Origin of the sequence: Streptomyces corynorhini (assembly GCF_003346515.1) — a bacterium.
Lineage (GTDB): Bacteria > Actinomycetota > Actinomycetes > Streptomycetales > Streptomycetaceae > Streptomyces > Streptomyces corynorhini.
The window spans coordinates 1-18,477 of the sequence record NZ_QQNA01000173.1 but is presented as its reverse complement, the minus strand read 5'-3'; the positions used below and the strand labels follow the sequence as shown (position 1 = coordinate 18,477).

12 protein-coding genes are annotated in these 18,477 nt (G+C 72.4%); 6 read left to right on the top strand and 6 right to left on the bottom strand.

The genetic code is table 11. The features are described 5' to 3' along the window. Positions 1-58: 58 nt before the first annotated feature. Together DVH02_RS21460 and DVH02_RS21455 are read right to left on the bottom strand one after the other, a co-directional pair. On the bottom strand, positions 59-1,696 hold the full coding sequence (locus DVH02_RS21460; protein WP_114625454.1) for an ABC-F family ATP-binding cassette domain-containing protein: 1,638 nt from the start codon (positions 1,694-1,696) through the stop codon (positions 59-61). A gap of 33 nt (positions 1,697-1,729) precedes the next feature. Then, a complete protein-coding gene (locus tag DVH02_RS21455) occupies positions 1,730-3,487 on the bottom strand; it encodes an NlpC/P60 family protein (protein WP_114625453.1) in 1,758 nt (585 codons plus the stop codon). A 180-nt stretch (positions 3,488-3,667) separates the two neighbouring features. On the opposite strand from DVH02_RS21455, the gene DVH02_RS21450 reads away from it, so the two are divergent. Next, positions 3,668-4,666: an FAD-dependent oxidoreductase gene (locus DVH02_RS21450; RefSeq protein WP_114625452.1), complete on the top strand. Its 999-nt coding sequence runs from the start codon at positions 3,668-3,670 to the stop codon at positions 4,664-4,666. 16 nt (positions 4,667-4,682) lie between these two features. Here the strand turns inward: DVH02_RS21450 and DVH02_RS21445 are convergent, their stop codons facing one another. After that, complete coding sequence (locus tag DVH02_RS21445; RefSeq protein ID WP_114625451.1) at positions 4,683-6,017, bottom strand: M14 family metallopeptidase; 1,335 nt, start codon at positions 6,015-6,017, stop codon at positions 4,683-4,685. Then, the gene (locus DVH02_RS21440; protein ID WP_114625450.1) at positions 6,017-8,026 is read right to left on the bottom strand and encodes a Xaa-Pro dipeptidyl-peptidase; all 2,010 of its coding nucleotides are present in this window, start codon (positions 8,024-8,026) and stop codon (positions 6,017-6,019) included. The genes DVH02_RS21445 and DVH02_RS21440 overlap by 1 nt, the downstream gene beginning before the upstream one ends. Positions 8,027-8,362: 336 nt before the next feature. On the opposite strand from DVH02_RS21440, the gene DVH02_RS21435 reads away from it, so the two are divergent. Then, positions 8,363-9,403, top strand: coding sequence for a LacI family DNA-binding transcriptional regulator (locus tag DVH02_RS21435; RefSeq protein ID WP_114625449.1), 1,041 nt, complete (start codon positions 8,363-8,365; stop codon positions 9,401-9,403). A 64-nt stretch (positions 9,404-9,467) separates the two neighbouring features. Here DVH02_RS21435 and DVH02_RS21430 read toward each other — a convergent pair whose 3' ends face one another. Next, a complete protein-coding gene (locus DVH02_RS21430) occupies positions 9,468-11,723 on the bottom strand; it encodes a glycosyl hydrolase (RefSeq protein ID WP_114625448.1) in 2,256 nt (751 codons plus the stop codon). Positions 11,724-11,967: 244 nt separating this feature from the next. On the opposite strand from DVH02_RS21430, the gene DVH02_RS21425 reads away from it, so the two are divergent. From DVH02_RS21425 to DVH02_RS21410, 4 genes are all read left to right on the top strand, one after another. Further along, positions 11,968-13,272: an ABC transporter substrate-binding protein gene (locus DVH02_RS21425; RefSeq protein ID WP_114625447.1), complete on the top strand. Its 1,305-nt coding sequence runs from the start codon at positions 11,968-11,970 to the stop codon at positions 13,270-13,272. A gap of 100 nt (positions 13,273-13,372) precedes the next feature. Continuing rightward, positions 13,373-14,356 carry a carbohydrate ABC transporter permease gene (locus tag DVH02_RS21420; protein WP_114625446.1) on the top strand — a complete coding sequence of 328 codons (984 nt, stop codon included), beginning with the start codon at positions 13,373-13,375 and terminating at the stop codon, positions 14,354-14,356. Next, positions 14,353-15,273 (top strand): carbohydrate ABC transporter permease, encoded by a 921-nt coding sequence (locus tag DVH02_RS21415; protein WP_114625445.1) that lies wholly within the window; start codon positions 14,353-14,355, stop codon positions 15,271-15,273. The genes DVH02_RS21420 and DVH02_RS21415 overlap by 4 nt, the downstream gene beginning before the upstream one ends. Positions 15,274-15,405: 132 nt before the next feature. Continuing rightward, a complete protein-coding gene (locus DVH02_RS21410) occupies positions 15,406-16,818 on the top strand; it encodes a GH1 family beta-glucosidase (protein WP_114625444.1) in 1,413 nt (470 codons plus the stop codon). 68 nt (positions 16,819-16,886) lie between these two features. On the opposite strand, the gene DVH02_RS21405 is transcribed toward DVH02_RS21410, so the two are convergent. Further along, positions 16,887-18,320 carry an MFS transporter gene (locus DVH02_RS21405; RefSeq protein WP_267899072.1) on the bottom strand — a complete coding sequence of 478 codons (1,434 nt, stop codon included), beginning with the start codon at positions 18,318-18,320 and terminating at the stop codon, positions 16,887-16,889. Positions 18,321-18,477 lie beyond the last annotated feature (157 nt).

The window sequence follows — 18,477 nt, the reverse complement described above, 5'->3', positions numbered from 1 at the left end:
CACGGGGGCGGGACCCCGTACGGGGTCCCGCCCCCGTGCCTCCTGCTCCCCGTACGTCCTACTCCTCGGTGACCCGGCCGTCCGCCACCACGAGGCGGCGCGTCGTACGGACCGCGTTCAGCATCCGGCGGTCGTGGGTCACCAGCAACAGCGTGCCGTCGTAGGAGTCCAGAGCCGACTCCAGCTGCTCGATGGCCGGCAGGTCGAGGTGGTTCGTCGGCTCGTCCAGGACCAGGAGGTTGACGCCCCGCCCCTGGAGCAGCGCCAGCGCCGCGCGGGTCCGTTCGCCCGGCGAGAGGGTCGTCGCGGGGCGGGTCAGATGGTGCGACTTCAGACCGAACTTGGCGAGGAGCGTACGGATCTCGGCCGGTTCGGTGTCGGGGACGGCCGGGCGGAAGGCGTCGAGCAGGGTCTCGGGGCCGTGGAAGAGCGCGCGTGCCTGGTCGACCTCCCCGACGACCACTCCGGAGCCGAGCGTCGCGTGCCCCGCGTGCAGCGGGAGGCGGCCGAGCAGGGCGGCCAGCAGCGTCGACTTGCCCGCGCCGTTGGGGCCGGTGATGGCGACGCGGTCGGTCCGGTCGATCTGCAGCGTGACGGGGCCGAAGCGGAAGCCGCCCCGCACCGCCTCGGCGCCGTTCAGGGTCGCCACGACCGCGCCCGAGCGGTCGGCGGCGGCGATCTCCATCCGCAGCTCCCACTCCTTGCGCGGCTCCTCGACGACATCGAGGCGTTCGATCATGCGCTGTGTCTGGCGCGCCTTCGCGGCCTGCTTCTCGGTGGACTCCGTACGGAGGTTCCGGCCGATCTTGTCGTTGTCGGTCGCCTTGCGCCGGGCGTTCTTGACGCCCTTCTCCATCCAGGAACGCTGGGTGTGCGCCCGCGACTCCAGCGCGGACTTCTTGTCCGCGTACTCCTCGAACTCCTCGCGGGCGTGGCGCCGCGCGGTCTCGCGCTCCTCCAGATACGCCTCGTAGCCGCCGCCGTAGAGGGTGATCCGCTGCTGGGCCAGGTCGAGTTCGAGGACCTTGGTGACGGTGCGCACCAGGAACTCGCGGTCGTGGCTGACGACGACCGTCCCCGCGCGCAGCCCGGTCACGAACTTCTCCAGCCGCTCCAGACCGTCCAGGTCGAGATCGTTGGTGGGCTCGTCCAGCAGGAAGACGTCGTAGCGGGACAGGAGCAGCGAGGCGAGACTCGCGCGGGCCGCCTGGCCGCCGGAGAGCGTCGTCATGGGCTGGTCGAGACCGACGGTCAGCCCGAGCGATGCGGCGGTCTCCTCGGCCCGTTCGTCCAGATCGGCGCCGCCCAGGGCGAGCCAGCGCTCCAGCCCGACGGCATAGGCGTCGTCCGCGCCGGGCGCGCCGTCGACCAGCGCCCGGGTGGCCTCGTCCAGCGCGCTCTGCGCGGCGGTGACACCGGTACGGCGGCCGAGGAAGTCCCGTACGGTCTCCCCCGCGCGCCGCTCGGGCTCCTGGGGCAGATGGCCGACGGCGGCGGCGGGCGGCGAGAGCCTCAGCTCCCCGTCCTCGGGCGTGTCGAGCCCGGCCAGCAGCCGGAGCAGGGTGGACTTCCCGGCGCCGTTGGCACCCACGAGTCCGATCACGTCGCCGGGCGCGACGACCAGGTCGAGCCCGGCGAACAGTGAACGGTCGCCGTGTCCTGCGGCGAGATCCTTGGCTACGAGCGTGGCAGTCATCAGACCGCCGATTCTAACGGCCGCGGCACGGGCTCAGAGGCGGTGCACCTTGCGCAGCGCCCGCGCGTAGAGGCCGTCGCCGTCGAGGACGGAAGGACCGCCGAGATCGGCCGCGGTGGGACCGTTGGGGGTCTTGCGGCTGGAGAGGAACCGGCGCCGTCCTTCGTGGTCGGTGCCGAGGTGGATGCCGACATGGTCGATCTCGCCCGCGTCGGACTCGTCGGCGTCGAAGAACAGCAGGTCGCCGACGTGGAGCCGCGGTGCGGCCGGGGGCGCCGCGGCCGATTCGGCGACGGTGACGCCCGGGGCGTGCCGGGACTGGTCGTGCGAGCGGCGCGGCAGGGCGCCGCGGGTCGGGTCGTCGCCCGCGGCCATCGGGACGCCCGCGTGGTGGCCGTACACCATGCGGACGTAGCCGGAGCAGTCCAGGTGGTCGCGCCAGATGTCGGCGCCGGCCGGGCTGGTGCCGCCGACCGGGAAGGTCCACGGCAGCCCCACGCACTCGTGGAAGTCGGCGCCCTCGCGGCGCGTGCCGGCCGCCGTCATCGGTCCGTACCCCACCTCGCCGAGCACCCGCGCCCCGCCGAGTGCGGGGGCCCGTACCGGCGGTGCGCCCTGGACGAACATGAAGGCGTACGCGAGGACGTCGGGCGCCGTGGATCCCGCCCAGCCGCGCACGGTCCGTTCGACGGCTTCGGTCCAGGTGCCGTCGAAGGGCTCCGGCAGGACGCGTATCCAGTCGCGGTGGGTGACGGAGGGCGGAGCGGTCCAGCTCGCCCCGGTGACGGAGAAGCGCGTGACGCCCAGGCGTACGGGCAGGCCCGTGGCCCCGGTGGACGCGACGGCCCGGACGCCCACCCGGCCCCGGGGGAACGCCGTGTCCCGCACGTCGACCGCCCAGTCGGCGGGTTCGGGCCGGGCGGTCTGCCAGGCGCGTGCCTCGATGCGGTCGCCGGTGCGGCGCACCCGGATCGCCCAGGGGCTGTCGCCCGACGGGCCCGGCAGTGCCGCGGCCGGGGCCAGCGGGGTGACGGTGTCGGCCTGTTCGCGTTCGACCCGCAGCTCGGCCGTGCCCGTGGGGGTGAGGACGAGGCGCGCCCGGTAGTGGTTCTTGGTGTCCTGGTAGCCGAAGGACAGCGCGAAGGAGAGCGCCGCGCCGGTCGGGGCCCGGTCGAAGGAGCCGTCGGCGCGGATGTCCGCGTCGCCGATCGCGTCGTCCCTGAGTGTGGCGTGCCGGCTGAGGTTGGCGCTGCTCAGCACGATGACGCCGACGCCGGGCCGCACGGAGTAATCGGTGTCGGCGCCGTTCACGGTGGACCAGGAGCCGCCCTCGGGGGACGTGCCCCAGTCCGCGGGTCTCTCCCGGGCGAAGAGGTCGGTGACCGGCTTCTTGTTCTCCACGAACGTGCGCTCCGGGCCGGTCAGCCGCACCGTGCGGGCCCCGGTGGTGAGTACGGCCACCTCGGTGTCGCCGTCGCGTACGGAGACCCGGGCGGGCGTGCCGGGCAGCGGTACGGCGCTCAGCGTGCCGAGGCCGAGCGAGGCGAAGGCGGCGGCGTCGCGCGCGGCGAGCGTGATGCCGGTGGCGCAACCGGCGGGCGCGGCGGCGGCCGTCACGGTGGCGGCGGGCGCGACTGCGGACGCGGCTGCGGACGCGGGGGTCACGGGCGTGAGCGCGGCGGCCTGTTGACGTGATGTCAGGAGCGGGAGAGCGGCGGCGGCTCCGAGCGCGGCGACAACTCCGCGTCGGGAGAGGCCGGTCGGGTGGGATGTTCCGGAAGTGTGCGACATGCGGCCATGATCACACCGGGCCGGTCCGCACGGGCCGAGTCCCTCATCTCCGTGACGGCGGACGGGAGCGGGGGCGAACACGCCGGGCGGGGGCCCGCGGTGAGCGGTACGGCGCCATGATCGATTCCGGGTACCGGTCGCCGAATGTGCCTGGCATCGGGTTTCCGCTACCGTCCGGGCATGAGCGGCGGTAAGAGCGATGTGATCGTGGTCGGCGGCGGAGTGATCGGACTGACCACGGCGCTGGTCCTGGCGGAGAGCGGCCGACGGGTCGCGCTGTGGACCCGGGATCCGGTCGGGCGGACCACCTCTGCGGTGGCGGGCGCGCTGTTCTGGCCGTATCGCATCGAACCGGCCCACCGGGTCGGGGGCTGGCTGGAGGAGTCGCTGCGCCACTACGAGGATCTCGCGCTCGATCCGGACCTGACCGGGGTGCGGCTGGTCCCCGGGCTGATGGCGGACACCCCGCTCGGCGGGCTGGGCGGCTGGGCCACCAAGGTGCGCGGGCTGCGCGAGGCGCGCGCCGACGAGCTGCCGGAGGGATTCGGCCAAGGACTGCGGGCGACCGTGCCGTTGATCGACATGCCCGTGCATCTGCGGTACCTCAAGACGCGGCTGCGCGCGGCGGGCGGGACCGTCGAGCGGCGTACGGTCACGGGGTTCGCCGAACCGGCCGCCGAGGCGCCCGTGGTGATGGACTGTTCGGGGCTGGGCGCCCGCGAGCTGGCGTCGGACGCGTCGGTGCGGCCGGTGCGCGGACAGGTGGTGGTCGTGGAGAACCCGGGGATCGACGAGTGGTTCGTGGGCACGCCGCCGGGCTCCGCCGAGACCGCGTACGTGATGCCGCAGCCGTACGGCGTGCTGCTCGGTGGCACCACGACCGAGCACTCCTGGGATCTGGGCCCCGACACCGCCGAGGCCGACGCGATCGTCGCCCGCTGCACCAGGGTCCGGCCCGAGCTGGCGGGGGCACGGGTGCTGGAGCACCGGGTGGGGCTGCGGCCGACGCGCCCCGAGGTACGGCTGGAGGCGGCCCCGCTGCCGGGCGGCGGCCGACTGGTGCACAACTACGGCCACGGCGGCGCGGGCGTCACCGTCGCCTGGGGATGCGCGCGGGAGGCCGCCCGGCTCGCGACCGTTCGATCCGGCCCCGGCGAGGTGCGCCAGGACAGGACATAGGGCGGGTCGGCCCGGGTCAGCAGGCCACCGGCGCTCCCGCCGTCAGGTGGTATTCCGCCCGCTCGTCGAGCAGCAGCGCCGCCAGCGCGCGCCGCGACTGGCGCAGCGGCACGTACGCGCCCTTGCCCGCGGGCAGCGACAGGACGCCGTGCAGGGCGAGCCGGTCCTTGACCTTCGCGTACTGGGCGGCGTCGAGCCGGTAGCCGCACGGCGGGTCGCCGATGACGCGGTCGGGGGTGGCGGGTTCGTTGTCCGCGCCGCCGAGGTAGATCGGTCCGCTGTCCTTCAGCCCGGCCAGCCCGGCGTGCGCGGTCGCGGCGGCGATCCGGCCGGTGCGCTGGTCGGCGAAGGTGAACAGGCCCTTCAGCGCGTCGAGTTGGCTGGTGACCCGGCGCCTGTTGTTGACGGCCGGATCGGCCTTCTCCGCCTCGGTCACCGGGTTGACGCGGCTCTCGATGAGCAGCCCGAGCGCGTGCTTGACGCCGGAGACGTTGCGCAGGATGCGCTCCTGGCCGTCGCCCGCGGTCTGCCGCAGCGGCTCGCCGGTGACCGGGTCGGTCCAGATCCCGTAGGTGCCGGTGGAGTGGCCGCCGGCCTGCGCGGCGGGGCGTACGTACCGCTCGGACAGCGTCCGCGACTCGTCGTGGACGTGGGTGTCGGTGTTGAGGTTGCGCGGCCAGAGGTCGAAGAGGTCCTTGTCGTAGTAGAGCGGGGTGGCGCCGTACTCGTGGAGGTCGTAGATGATGTCGGGGCGCCGGTCGCGGATGACGGCGGCCATGGCGCGGGCCTCGGCCGTCGTCAGCTCGATGTGGTCGCGGTTGATGTCGATGCCGTCGGAGTTGCCGCGGGTGTCGGCGGCGCGGCCGTCCGGGTTGGCGGTGGGCAGGACGAGGACGTTCGTCCGGGCCAGGAAGCGCTTGGTGGCGCTGTCCTTGGCGTAGGCCAGATCGCGGACGGTGGACAGGCATGCCTCGCGGCCGGAGGGTTCGTTGCCGTGCTGGCTGCACACGAGCAGTACGGTGACGGGCGCGTGCCGGGCGCCGAGGGCGTGTTCCGAGTTCTCCCGAGAACTCGGAACACGCCCCAGGTCCACGAGCTGGAGCGGGCGGCCCTGCTTGGTGGCGCCGATCGTGGTGAGCGAGGCGGCGCCGCCCCGGGCCACCTCGGCGAGGAATTCCTGTCCCCTCGGCTGGCTGGTCCACCGCGCGCCGCCGTCGGTCTCGAAGCCGGTGCGCGGCGGCGCGGGGGCGGCGGCGGCCTGGGCGGGCACGGTGACGACCGGCGCGATGAGCGCGGCGGCGGTGACCGCGAGGGCGAGGGCGCGCACGCGCGGTGCGGGGCGGAACGTCATCAGCTGCGGTCTCCCGGGATCGGTGGGGCCGGACGCGGCGGGGCCACGCCGCTGGGACGGGACGCGCTCGGTGCGGTGTGCGGCGGCGCGGCGCCGCCGACGGCGCGGCGGAACGCGGCGGCGCCGCCGACCAGGGGCAGCTTCGCCGCCGTACGGGCCAGATCGAGGGTGAGGGTGGGGGTGGTGGACGGCGGGTCGATGAGGCCGCTGTCCGTGCCCCCGATGATCAGGGCGAGCCGGTGACCGGCCGGGACGACGTGGTCGCTCGCGGCGAGGTCGATGGTGAGCGTGTAGGGCGTACCGGGCGTGAGGGGGCGGCCCTTGGCCGGGTCGGCGTACGTACCGAGGTCGGCCCAGCCCCGGCTGAAGACGGTGTGGTCGACGGCGGCGGTGCGGGCCGCGGTCTCCAGGTAGCAGGAGCTGTCGGCGGCGGTGCTCGGCCCCCAGCAGGTGCGTGTGGTCAGGGTGGTGATGCCTTCGCCGGACGCGCCGTAGTCCCGGATGGTGTCGGGTCCGAGGTCGACGAGGACGGCGCTCAGATGCGCCGTGGTGGTGGAGGGGGTGGCGGTGACGGTGACCCGCGCGGAGCCGGACAGCCGCAGGTCCTTGCTCAGCGGTGGGGTGAGGAAGCCGTTCTTCGCCGGGGTGGAGCGGTCGACGGCGGCGGCCCAGTCCTCCTCGTTCTGGCGGCGGTCGTCCGTGAACGTCTCGGTGGTGCCGGGCGCCGCCTGGGCGCGGCCGAGTGTGCCGACGCCCGGGACCGTGCCGCTGCCGGGGCGCAGGGTGGTGGCGGCGGTGGCGCCCGGCGGCCAGACGCGGTCGGTGGACCACTGGTCGGGGGCGCGCTCGATGTCGGCCATGGGTTCGCGCTCGACGCCGTTGTCGTGGCCGAGCAGATAGTGGTCGAACCAGCGGTGCAGGGTCTCGACCCAGGTGGCGCGCCGGAAGTCGAACGGGTCGACGTGGCCGGTCTGGGAGAGCCAGATCTTGCGCTCGACGCCCGCGTCGGCGAGCGCGTCCCACCACTGGCCGAGGTGTTTCGTCCGGACGTTGAGGTCCTGCATGCCGTGGACGGCGAAGACGCTGGCCCTGACCTTGTGCGCGTCGCGTACGTAGTCGCGCTCGGTCCACAGCGGCGTCCAGTCGCCGGTGCGCGGCGCTCCCTCGACCAGGCCGCGCTGGACGGCCTGGCAGCGGGTGCGGGCGTCGGGGCTCTCCACGTAATGGGAGAGCCAGTCGGGTCCCGAGCCGTAGAGGGGGGCGCCCTGGGCGAAGTAGTAGTCGTACCAGGAGCTGATCGACCCGATCGGCACGATGGTCTTGAGTCCCTCGACCCCGGTGGCGGCGACGCCGTTGGCGATCGTGCCGTCGTAGCTCTTGCCGATCATGCCGGTGGCGCCGGTGGTCCAGTCGGCCGTGACCCGGGCGCCGCCGGTCCGGCTCGCGTAGCCCACGGCGCGGCCGCCCAGCCAGTCGACGACGGCTTTCGCGGACTGGACGTCGGAGCGTCCGCCGACGTCGGCGCAGCCGTCGGAGCGGTTGGTCCCGGTCAGGTCGACGGCGACGAAGGCGTAGCCGCGCGGGACGAAGTAGTTGTCGTAGTGGAGCGGGAAGCCGAGGGGGCCGCCGCCCGCGTCGTAGGTCTTCTTCTGGCTCTCGTTGCCCCGGCCGCAGCAGGAGTAGTAGGGGCTCGCGTCCATGATGACCGGTATCTTCCGGCCCGCGCGGGCGGGTTCACCGGGGCGGATGATGTCGACGGCGACGCGGTCGGTCCTGCCGTCGCCGTCCCCGTCGAGGCCGGTGTCCACCCAGACGGACTCACGGACGGCGTTCTCGTACGAGTAGACGGGCTCGCTCGCCTTCACCCGGGTCTCGGCCGGGGTCGGGGGCGGGGCCGGGGCCGCGGCCTGTGCTCCCGCCGGGGCGAGAAGCACCCCGCACAGGGCGGCGGACGCCATCAGGACCAGTGCTCTGCACGACCAGCGGGCTCCCCGCGCACGGATCTCCATGGGGCGGAAGCTACCCCGGTCAACTCCCCTTCAAAAGAGGGCGGTAGCGGACCGGCGGGGGCCGCCGCGGGCTCCGGTCGGGCACGGAACGGTACGGAACGGACAGGGCCGGGCTGGAGCCGGACAGGAGCCGGACGGGGACGCCTCGCGCGGCGCACCCGCCGCCACCGGTGGCGCGAGCCCCTTGAGAGCGCTCCCAGCAGCACGGGACGAGCGGTTACGCTGTAGCCGTCCGGCTTTGTCCCGCCGTATCCGCACCATCGAGATCCAGCCGGATCCGGTGGTCTCGCGGCCACGGCGCCGCCACCGCCTCAGAGCCCACGAGGAGCGCACGTCTTGTCCGAGCCGTCCCCCGGGTCCCGTCCCACGCTGGAAGCCGTCGCCACGCGCGCCGGGGTCTCCCGGGCCACGGCCTCCCGGGTCGTCCGCGGCGGCGCGGGGGTGCGCGCGCCGCTGGCCGACAAGGTGCGCAAGGCGGTGGAGGAGCTGGGCTACGTACCGAACCACGCGGCCCGCTCGCTGGTCACACGGCGTACCGGCGCGGTCGCGGTGATCATCGCCGAGCCGGAGATCCGGATCTTCTCGGACCCGTTCTTCTCCCAGCAGATCCGCGGGATCAGCAAGGAACTGACGGCGCACGACACCCAGTTGGTGCTGCTCCTGCTGGAGGGCCCGGGTGACCACGACCGGATCGCGCGCTATCTGGCGGGCGGCCATGTCGACGGCGCGCTCGCCTTCTCGCTGCACACCGACGATCCGATTCCGGCCATCATCCAGCGGGCCGGGATGCCCACGGTCTACGGGGGCCGGCCGAGCCGTCCGACGGCGGACCGGCAGACCGTGTCGTACGTCGACGCGGACAACCGGGGTGGCGCCCGCGCGGCGGTGCGGTATCTGAGCGATCTGGGCAGGCGGCGGATCGCGCACATCGCGGGCCCGCTGGACCAGACCTCGGCCATCGACCGGCTCGACGGTTACCGCGATGTGCTGCCCGACGGGGATCCGGCGCTGATCGCCGAGGGCGCGTTCACCGCCGAGAGCGGCGCGCTCGCCATGGCGGAGCTGCTGGAGCGGTGTCCGGATCTGGACGCGGTCTTCGCGGGCAACGACCTGATGGCCTCGGGCGCGCTGCGGGTCCTCAAGGAGCGCGGTCGCGGGGTGCCGCAGGAGGTGGCGCTGGTCGGCTTCGACGATGTGGACGCGGTGGCCGCGACCACCGACCCGCCGCTCACCACCGTGCAGCAGGACATCGAGGGGCAGGGCCGGCTGATGGCGCGGCTGCTGCTGCGCGGGCTGGACCGGGAGCGCGCGGGGGACGGTCCTGGCCCGGCCTCGGTGATCACGCCGACGACGCTGGTACGGCGGGCCTCCGCCTGAGCCGGGGGGCTCGGGCGGGGACCCGCCGTACGGTGCCGCGCGGTGCCGGGTGGGGTGGCGCGGGTTACCGCGTCGCCGTGGACCTGGCCGGGACGTCGAGTGTCGTACCGTCCGAGAAGGTGACGGTGCGCGCCACCGAGTCGAAGTTGTGCGCCGCGTAGGTGCGCGTACCGCCCTTGCTGAAGACGGCGGAGGTCGGGATGGAGCCGGTCACGGTCGCGTCGGGGGCGCCCAGCGTGTCCAGGGTGGTGAGCCAGTGGTAGGTGTGGGCCTTGGACTCACCGTCCTCGGGCGTGTAATCGGCGTGTCCCGCGTCCCACTTGGCCTTCGCCGCGGCCGGGTCGGCGAACGACTCGAACTCCCAGAGGATGTCGCGCCATTCGACGGCGGGGCCGCCGTTCTCCCGTTCCATCTCGGCGAGGTTGCGCTTGATGGCCTCCTTCTCCCGGCCGAGGTGGAGTGAACCCCCGGTCACGGGAAGGACGTTGATGCCGTGGATCTCCTCGGGGTTGGCGGTCCACCAGGTGGAGTACGCGCCGCCGCTGCCCCACACCATGCCGACGGTCTCGTGGCCGAAGGAGGCCGGGAAGACCTCCTGGTCGGCGTCGAACCAGTACTGCGCGATGGCCTCGGACTCGGTGGCGAGCAGGAAGCCGCCCAGGTCGCGCAGGCTGTCGTCACCCGTCGCCGAGCCCCACAGCACCAGTGCGGCGCTCAGGTTGATCGACTCCGACGAGGACTCCTGGTTGTTGCCCGCGGCGAAGCCCTGGTGGCCCGAGGCCCAGCTGTGCCCGGCGTAGAGGTCGAAGCCGCGCAGGAAGGGGAATTCCGCATCGTCACGGCTGGGGTTGGCGGTGTCGCGCACCAGCGTCTTGACCATGGTGCCCCACGCGGAGTCGGCCGCCCACGCCTGGTCGTACTGGGCGACGATCGCCGCCGCGTACACGTAGTAGCCGTAGTGGAAGTGATGGTCGTTCAGCTCGGTGTCGCTGCCGTACGAGGCCGGGTAGCCGGTGAGGGTCTTCCAGTCCTTGTCGTACGAGAACTCGGAGGCGCCGCCCGCCGTGAACCACTCCTCCAGCCGGTCCTTGATCAGCCCGAGGAGCTTGTCGCGCGTGGCGCTCTCGCCGATCTGGTCGGCCACCGGCACCAGTTGGGCCAGCTTGCCCAGCGCCTTGCCGGTCCAGTACGTGTCGGTCGCGCCGGAGAACGGATCGGCCGCGCCCGCCACCTCGTCCAGATAGCCCTTGAGCCGCGCCGTGTCCACGCCGCTCGACTCCGGCAGCGCGGGCAGCACCCCGGAGGACGCCTGCTCGGTGGTGAAGGACGCGCCCTCGCGCACCTTCATCGTGGAGCGCGGTGAGACGTAGGTGTACGAGGTGAGCGGGTCGGTGGTGTGCAGCCACTGGTGGCGGTAGAGGGCCTGGAGCGTACCGGTCTCGGTGCCCTCCTGCGGCTCGGTGGTGAGCCGGTAGGTGGCCTCGACCTTGCCGCCCTCGGCGCTCCAGCTCGCCTCGGAGCCGGTGACGAAGCTGAACGCGTACTTCCGGTACGTCGCGAGCGCGTCGGTGGACGGCAGCACGGCGAGCGAGAAGTAGTCGTGGGCGCCGAGCCCGGCCGTCACGGCGGTCCCGGAGACCGACCAGTCGCTGCCGGTGGGCGCGAACAGGGCGTAGTGGTGGCCCGCGACCGTGATGCCGAGGACATTGCCGTCGTCGGCGAAGACCTCGGGCGCGGCGGCGGTGGTGATCCGGGCGTCGCCGCCCGAGCCCTTGGCGTAGACGAAGGGCAGCCCGTGGCCGATGGTGGTCCGCAGGGTGCGGGTGCCGTCCGCCCAGTAGGGGGTGACGGTCCAGTCCGACCAGTCGTCGGCCTTGGTGTCGGGCGAGTTGAGCCCGGTGAGGCCCACGGTGAGGTCGGCCTTGTGGGGGTATTCGTACTGGCGGCCGTCGCCGACGATCGAGGGCGTGGTCGGATAGCCGACCTCCAGGCCGCCCGCGGTCGCCTGGTAGGTGAGCGGGTGGCCGTACATCGGGGTCGAGTACGGGTTGTCGCCGTACCGCTGGAAGGCCAGCGAGGACCACCAGTCGTTGGTGGGCACCGGCTTGTCCCGGGCGGCCTCGGTCACCTTGGGGGTGACCGGCGTTCCGGTGTTGTTGGTGGGGCCCGATGTACCGGCGGGCCGGGTGTCGGAGTAGCTGCCCGCGCCTGCGGGGATCTCGGCCGCCGCGGCGGGAGCGGCGGCGGGACCCAGGCCGGCGGCGGCGAGGGCGGCGACCAGGGCCAGCGCGGAGGCTGGTCTGGCTCGGGGGACGGACATGGACGACACCTCAAGAGCATGGGGGGAAAGAACGCCCGAGAGCGCTCTCAGATGCAAAGAAACGTAAAACTCCTGAAACAGAAGTGTCAATACGCCCGACACAAACGGGAGTTCCCGCCGAGACCCGGCCGTTACGCGTTCGAGTCTTGACGAAGCGCGGCGGGCCGGGGCACGCTCCACCCCAGGTTTTGAGAGCGCTCTCAATCGGCTCTCGTCTGCACTTCGAAGCCAAAGGAGGCTTCTCATGCCCATCGCCCGAGCCGCCGGCAGGACCGCGGTCCGCCTGGGTGCGGTCGTGCTCTGCGGGGCACTGCTCGCCGCGTGTGGATCAGGTTCCTCGGGAGGAACCTCCGACAGCGCGGGCGGCAAGGTCACGCTGACCGTCGACCTCTTCGGATCGTTCGGCTACAAGGAGGCCGGGCTCTACGACGAGTACCAGAAGCTCCACCCGGAGATCACGGTCAAGCAGAGCGACACCGAGGACGAGGCCGACTACTGGAAGTCGCTCCAGACCCGGCTGGCGGGCGGTGGCGGACTGGCCGACGTGCAGGGCGTCGAGGTGGGCCGGATCGCTTCGGTGACCCAGCAGCAGTCCGACAAGTTCGAGGACCTGAAGCAGTACGGCGCCGACAAGCTCAAGGACAAGTTCGCCGAGGCCAAGTGGTCGGCGGCGGTGACGCAGGACGGCCGGGTGCTGGGCCTCGGCACCGATGTCGGGCCCGAGGCGATGTGCTACCGGACGGATCTGTTCAAGGCCGCCGGTCTGCCGACCGACCGCGCCGAGCTGGCGGAGAAGTGGTCCACCTGGGACGGCTACCTCGCGCTCGGCAAGGAGTACAAGAAGAAGGCGCCCGCGAAGAGCGCCTGGCTCGACAGCGTCGGCAGCCTCTACTCGATCATGATCGGCCAGGAGAAGGAGCGGTACTACGACGGCTCCGGCAAGCTGATCTACGAGAACAACCCGGCCGTCAAGGAAGCCTGGAACGCCTCCGTCGCGGCGGCGGACGCCGGGCTGAGCGCCAAGCTCGACCAGTGGTCGCCGCAGTGGAACCAGGCGTTCGCGGCGGGCTCGTTCGCCACCATGCCGTGCCCGGCCTGGATGCTGAGCTACATCAAGGGCCAGGCGGGCAAGGGCGGTTCCGGCAAGTGGGACATCGCCAAGCTGCCCGGCGGCGCCGGGAACTGGGGCGGCTCGTACCTCTCCGTACCGCGCGCCGCCCAGCACAAGAAGGAGGCGTACGCGCTGATCGAGTGGCTCACCGCCCCCGAGCAGCAGGCCAAGCTCTTCCGTGACCAGGGCATCTTCCCGTCCTCCACGGGCGCCATCGAGGAGGTCGCGGACGCCGAGGACCCGTACTTCTCCGACGCGCCGACCGGGCAGATCTTCGGCGACGCGGCCAAGGAGGCCCCCGTACAGGTCCTGGGCGTGCACGACCAGAACGTCGCCCAGCAGATCACCAACGCGCTGAGCGAGGTGGAGCGCAAGGGCATCTCGTCCGACAAGGCGTGGTCGAACGCGAAGAAGGGCGTCGACAACGTCATCGGCTGATCGGCCCGGGGGGCCGGTCCCGGACGGGACCGGCCCCCCGGCCGCTCGCCGCGCACCCGCTCCTCCCCCGTTCCTCTCCGCCGCTCCCGAAGGCCGTTCCATGACTCTCACTGGCACCGCGGAGGCGGGCGCCGCGAAGGCCCCGCCCGTGCCGCCGCCCGGACGCGCCGGGGGCCGGGCGTCCGCCGCGCGCCGCGCCTGGCGCACCTTCTCGCCGTACGCCTATCTCGCCCCGTTCTTCACCCTGTTCGCGGCCTTCGGGCTCTTCCCGCTGCTCTACACCGCGTATGTCTCCCTCTACCGGGTCGAGTTGCAGACACCCGGCGATCTGCAGTGGCGCGGCTTCGGCAACTACGCCTCGATCTTCGGCGACGAGTTCTTCTGGACCGCGCTGCGCAACACCTTCACCATCGGGGTGCTGTCGACCGTCCCGCAGCTGGCGATGGCGCTGGGGCTGGCGCATCTGCTCAACTACAAGCTGCGCGGCCGGACGTTCATCCGTACGGCGATGCTGCTGCCGTACGCCACCTCCGTGGCCGCCGCCACCCTGGTCTTCGCCCAGCTGTTCGGCCGCGACTTCGGGCTGATCAACTACGTGCTGGGGCTGGTGGGCATCAGCCCGGTGGACTGGCAGACGGGCACGGTCGCCTCGCAGATCGCCGTCTCGTCCATCGTGATCTGGCGCTGGACGGGGTACAACGCGCTGATCTATCTGGCCGGCATGCAGTCCATTCCGAGCGAGCTGTACGAGGCCGCCGAGGTCGACGGCGCCTCGCGCTGGCGGCAGTTCGTCCATGTCACCCTGCCGGGGCTGCGGCCGACGATCGTGTTCACCGTCGTCGTCTCGACCATCGGCGCCACCCAGCTCTTCGGCGAGCCGCTGCTGTTCGAGGGCTCCATCTCGGGCGGGATCTCGCACCAGTACCAGACGCTCGGCCTCTACATGTACGAGCAGGGCTGGGGCTTCTTCCACCTGGGCAGGGCCGCCGCGATCGCCTGGGTGATGTTCGTTGTGATCGTGCTGCTGGTCGGGGTCAACGCCCTGCTCGCGCGGCGCCGTTCCCGTAAGGAGGCCGGCCGATGACCGCGCTCACCGCACCGCCGAACCCGCCCACCGAGCCGGTCGCGGAACCGGCCGCCGCCGGCCGGACGAAGCCGCCGGGCCGTGGGGTCCGGGCCGGGCGCACCCTGCACGGCGGGAGGCTCTCGTATCTGATCCTGGCCGTGGCGCTGCTGTTCTCCGCGTTCCCGTTCTACTGGACGATCGTGGCGGCCAGCCGCTCCAACGCCGATCTGGCGAAGGTGCCGCCGAGTCTGCTGCCCGGTCCGAACCTGATCGGCAACTTCGAGGCGGTGCTCGAACAGGCCGACATCGGCAAGGCGTTGCTGAACTCGCTGATCGTGTCGGGCTCCATCACGGTGGGTACGGTGCTGTGCTCCACCCTGGCCGGGTTCGCCTTCGCCAAGCTGCGCTTCCGGGGCCGGGGCATGCTGCTGGCCCTCACGATCGGCACGATGATGATCCCGCCGCAGCTCGGGGTCATCCCGCTGTTCATGCTGATCGCCGAGTTGCAGTGGGTCAACCAGCTCCAGTCCGTCATCCTGCCGGGCCTGGTCTCCGCCTTCGGGGTGTTCTTCATGCGGCAGTACCTGGTGCAGTCGCTGCCCGACGAGCTGATCGAGGCGGCGCGGGTGGACGGCGCGTCCTACGCGCGGATCTTCTGGTCGATCGTGGTGCCCATCGCCCGGCCGGGGATGGCCGTGCTGGGCATGCTCACCTTCATGGCCGCGTGGAACGACTTCTTCTGGCCGATCATCGCGCTCTCCTCGCAGAACCCGACCGTGCAGGTGGCGCTGCGCCAGCTCGGCGGCGGCTATGTGCACGACCAGTCCGTGATCATGGCGGGCACACTGCTCGGCACCCTGCCCGTCCTGCTGGTGTTCGGGCTGCTCGGGAGGCAGATCGTCGGAGGCATCATGCAGGGCGCCGTGAAGGGCTGAGCCCCGTACCCGTACCCGGCCCCGGGCGTCGCCGCGCGCCCGGTCCGGATCCACCGCATCGCGTTCCGCTCCCCTCTTCCCGCCCCTCTCCCCCCACTCGTTCCGCCTCTTCTCCACGGGAGTCTCTTCCTCATGACCGCTGTCGACGCACGTTCCCCGCTCGCCACGGAGCTGCGCTTCCCGCACGGATTCCGCTGGGGGACCGCCACCGCCGCGTACCAGATCGAGGGCGCCGCCACCGAGGACGGCCGTACCCCGTCCATCTGGGACACCTTCAGCCGCGCACCCGGCCGGGTGCGCAACGGCGACACCGGCGACATCGCCGCCGACCACTACCACCGGCTGGACGAGGACATCGCGCTGCTCAAGGAGCTGGGCGTGACGGACTACCGCTTCTCGGTGGCCTGGCCGCGCGTCCAGCCGACGGGGCGCGGACCGGCCGTCCAGCGCGGGCTGGACTTCTACCGGCGGCTGGTGGACGGGCTGCTGGCGGCGGACATCCGGCCGGTCGCCACGCTCTACCACTGGGACCTGCCCCAGGAGCTGGAGGACGCTGGCGGCTGGCCGCAGCGCGAGACCGCGCAGCGCTTCGCGGAGTACGCGCGGATCACGGCCGAGGCGCTGGGCGACCGGGTGTCGACGTGGACCACGCTCAACGAGCCCTGGTGCGCGGCGTTCCTCGGGTACGCGTCGGGGGTGCACGCGCCCGGCCGTACGGACCCGGCCGCCGCGCTGCGCGCCGCGCACCACTTCAACCTGGCGCACGGCCTGGCCACCCGGGCGCTGCGCGAGACGCTGCCGGCGAAGAGCGAGATCTCGCTGACGCTCAATCTGCACTCGCTGCGCCCGCTCACGGACTCGGCGGCGGACCTGGACGCGGTGCGCAGGATCGACGCGGTGGGCAACCGGATCTTCCTCGATCCGGTGTTCCACGGGCGGCTGCCGGCGGATCTGGTCGAGGACACGGCCTCGCTGACGGACTGGTCGTTCGTGCGGGACGGCGATCTGGAGACGGTCTCCGCGCCCATCGACTCGCTGGGGATCAACTACTACTCGCCCACGGTCGTCGCGGCGGCCGTGCCGGGCGGATCCCCGGAGGAGGAGGCGTCGCCGTGGCCGGGCGCGGCGGGCCGGGTACGGTTCGTGCCGGCGCCGGGGCCGCGTACGGCGATGGACTGGCCGGTCGACGCGGACGGGCTGTACGAGCTGCTGACGCGGCTGCGCGACGAACTGCCCGGCACCCCGCTGATGGTCACGGAGAACGGCGCCGCCTACGACGACTACGCCGATCCGTCCGGCGCGGTCCACGACCCGGAGCGGGTGGAGTATCTGCGCGGGCATCTGACGGCCGTCCACCGGGCGATCGGCGACGGCGCGCCGGTGCGCGGCTACTTCCTGTGGTCGCTGCTGGACAACTTCGAGTGGGCGTACGGCTACAGCAAGCGGTTCGGCATCGTGCACGTCGACTTCGCGACGCAGCGCCGCACGGTGAAGGACAGCGCGCGCTGGTACGCGGAGGTCGTCGGCAGGGGCGGCCTGGACTGAGCCGTTCCGCGTGCCCCGGAAGGCCGCCACGAACCCGGCGGCCCGGTCCGCGCACGACCACGACCCGGTCAGCCCCGGTCCGGGCCGTCCGGGTCGTGGTGGTGCGCGGACCGGGGGTGGCGCAGCCGCAGCCAGACGTCCCGGGCCCGGCGCCCGGCCTCCGTACGGCTGTGCGCGACCAGCCTGCGCGCCTGTTCCTCGTCCTCCACCATCGGCCCCGAGCCGCGCAGCGGTTGGCCTGCCGTCTCGCGCAGGAAGAGCGTCGCGATGAAACCGACGACGCCCGCGACCATCAGGTAGTACGCGGGCACCATGTCGTCGCCGGTCAGCTCCACCAGGCCGGAGGCGAACAGCGGTGTCGTACCGCCGAAGATCGATACGGAGATGTTGAAGGAGATCGACAGGGCCCCGTAGCGCAGCCGGGTGGGGAAGAGCGCGGGCAGGGTCGAGGCCGACGTACCGGCGAAGGACACCAGCAGCAGGCCGAGGATCAGACAGCCGACGGCCGACGGCACGATGCCGCCGGTGCGGATCAGCAGGAACGCCGGGATGGAGAGCACGACCAGCGCGACGCTGCCCGCCATGAAGACGGGGCGCCTGCCCCACCGGTCGGAGGAGCGGCCCACGGTGGTGATGGTGAGGACGACCACGACCATCGTCCCGAGCACCAGCAGTTGCGCGGTGAGGGCGTCCTGGCCGATGGTCTCGGTCATGTAGGTGGGCAGGTAGGACGTCACCATGTAGTTGGTGACGTTGTAGAGCAGCACCAGCCCCATGCAGATCAGCACGGCCTGCCAGTGCCGGGTGAAGATCTCCTTCAGCCGCCCCTTGCCTGACTGCCTGGCCTCCTCCACCGGGTCCTGCTCGGCGCCGCCCTGCCGCGCGCGCAGCTCGGCCTGTTCGGTCTCCTTCTGGAAGGCGGGGGTCTCCTCGAGACGCAGCCGCATGTAGAGGCCGATCAGTCCCAGCGGTCCCGCCACCAGGAACGGCAGGCGCCAGCCCCAGTCCACCATGCCGTCCTGGCCGAGGAGGGCCGTGAGCAGGGTGACGATGCCGGAGCCGAGCGAGTAGCCGACGAAGGTGCCGAAGTCGAGCCAGCTGCCGAGGAATCCGCGCCGTCGGTCCGGCGCGTACTCGGCGATGTAGGTGGTGGCGCCCGCGTACTCGCCGCCGGTGGAGAAGCCCTGGACGAGACGGCAGACCAGCAGCAGGAGCGGCGCGGCGAAGCCGATGGTGTCGTAGCCGGGCAGGAAGCCGACGGCGAACGTGCTGATCGCCATCATGATCATGGTGGCGGCGAGCACCCGTTTACGGCCGATACGGTCGCCGAGCGGGCCGAAGACCAGTCCGCCGAGCGGCCGGACGAGGAAGGCCGCGGCGAAGGTGGCGAAGGTGGAGACCACCTGGGTCCCCGGTGAGCTGGCGGGGAAGAAGACCTCGCCGAGGGTGCCCGCCAGGTAGGCGTACACCCCGAAGTCGAACCACTCCATGGTGTTGCCCAGGGCCGCCGCCGAGACGTGACGGTCACCGACAAGCCCGAAGTGCGCCGCGCGGTCTCGGCGGCGGCCCTGGGCAACACCATGGAGTGGTTCGACTTCGGGGTGTACGCCTACCTGGCGGGCACCCTCGGCGAGGTCTTCTTCCCCGCCAGCTCACCGG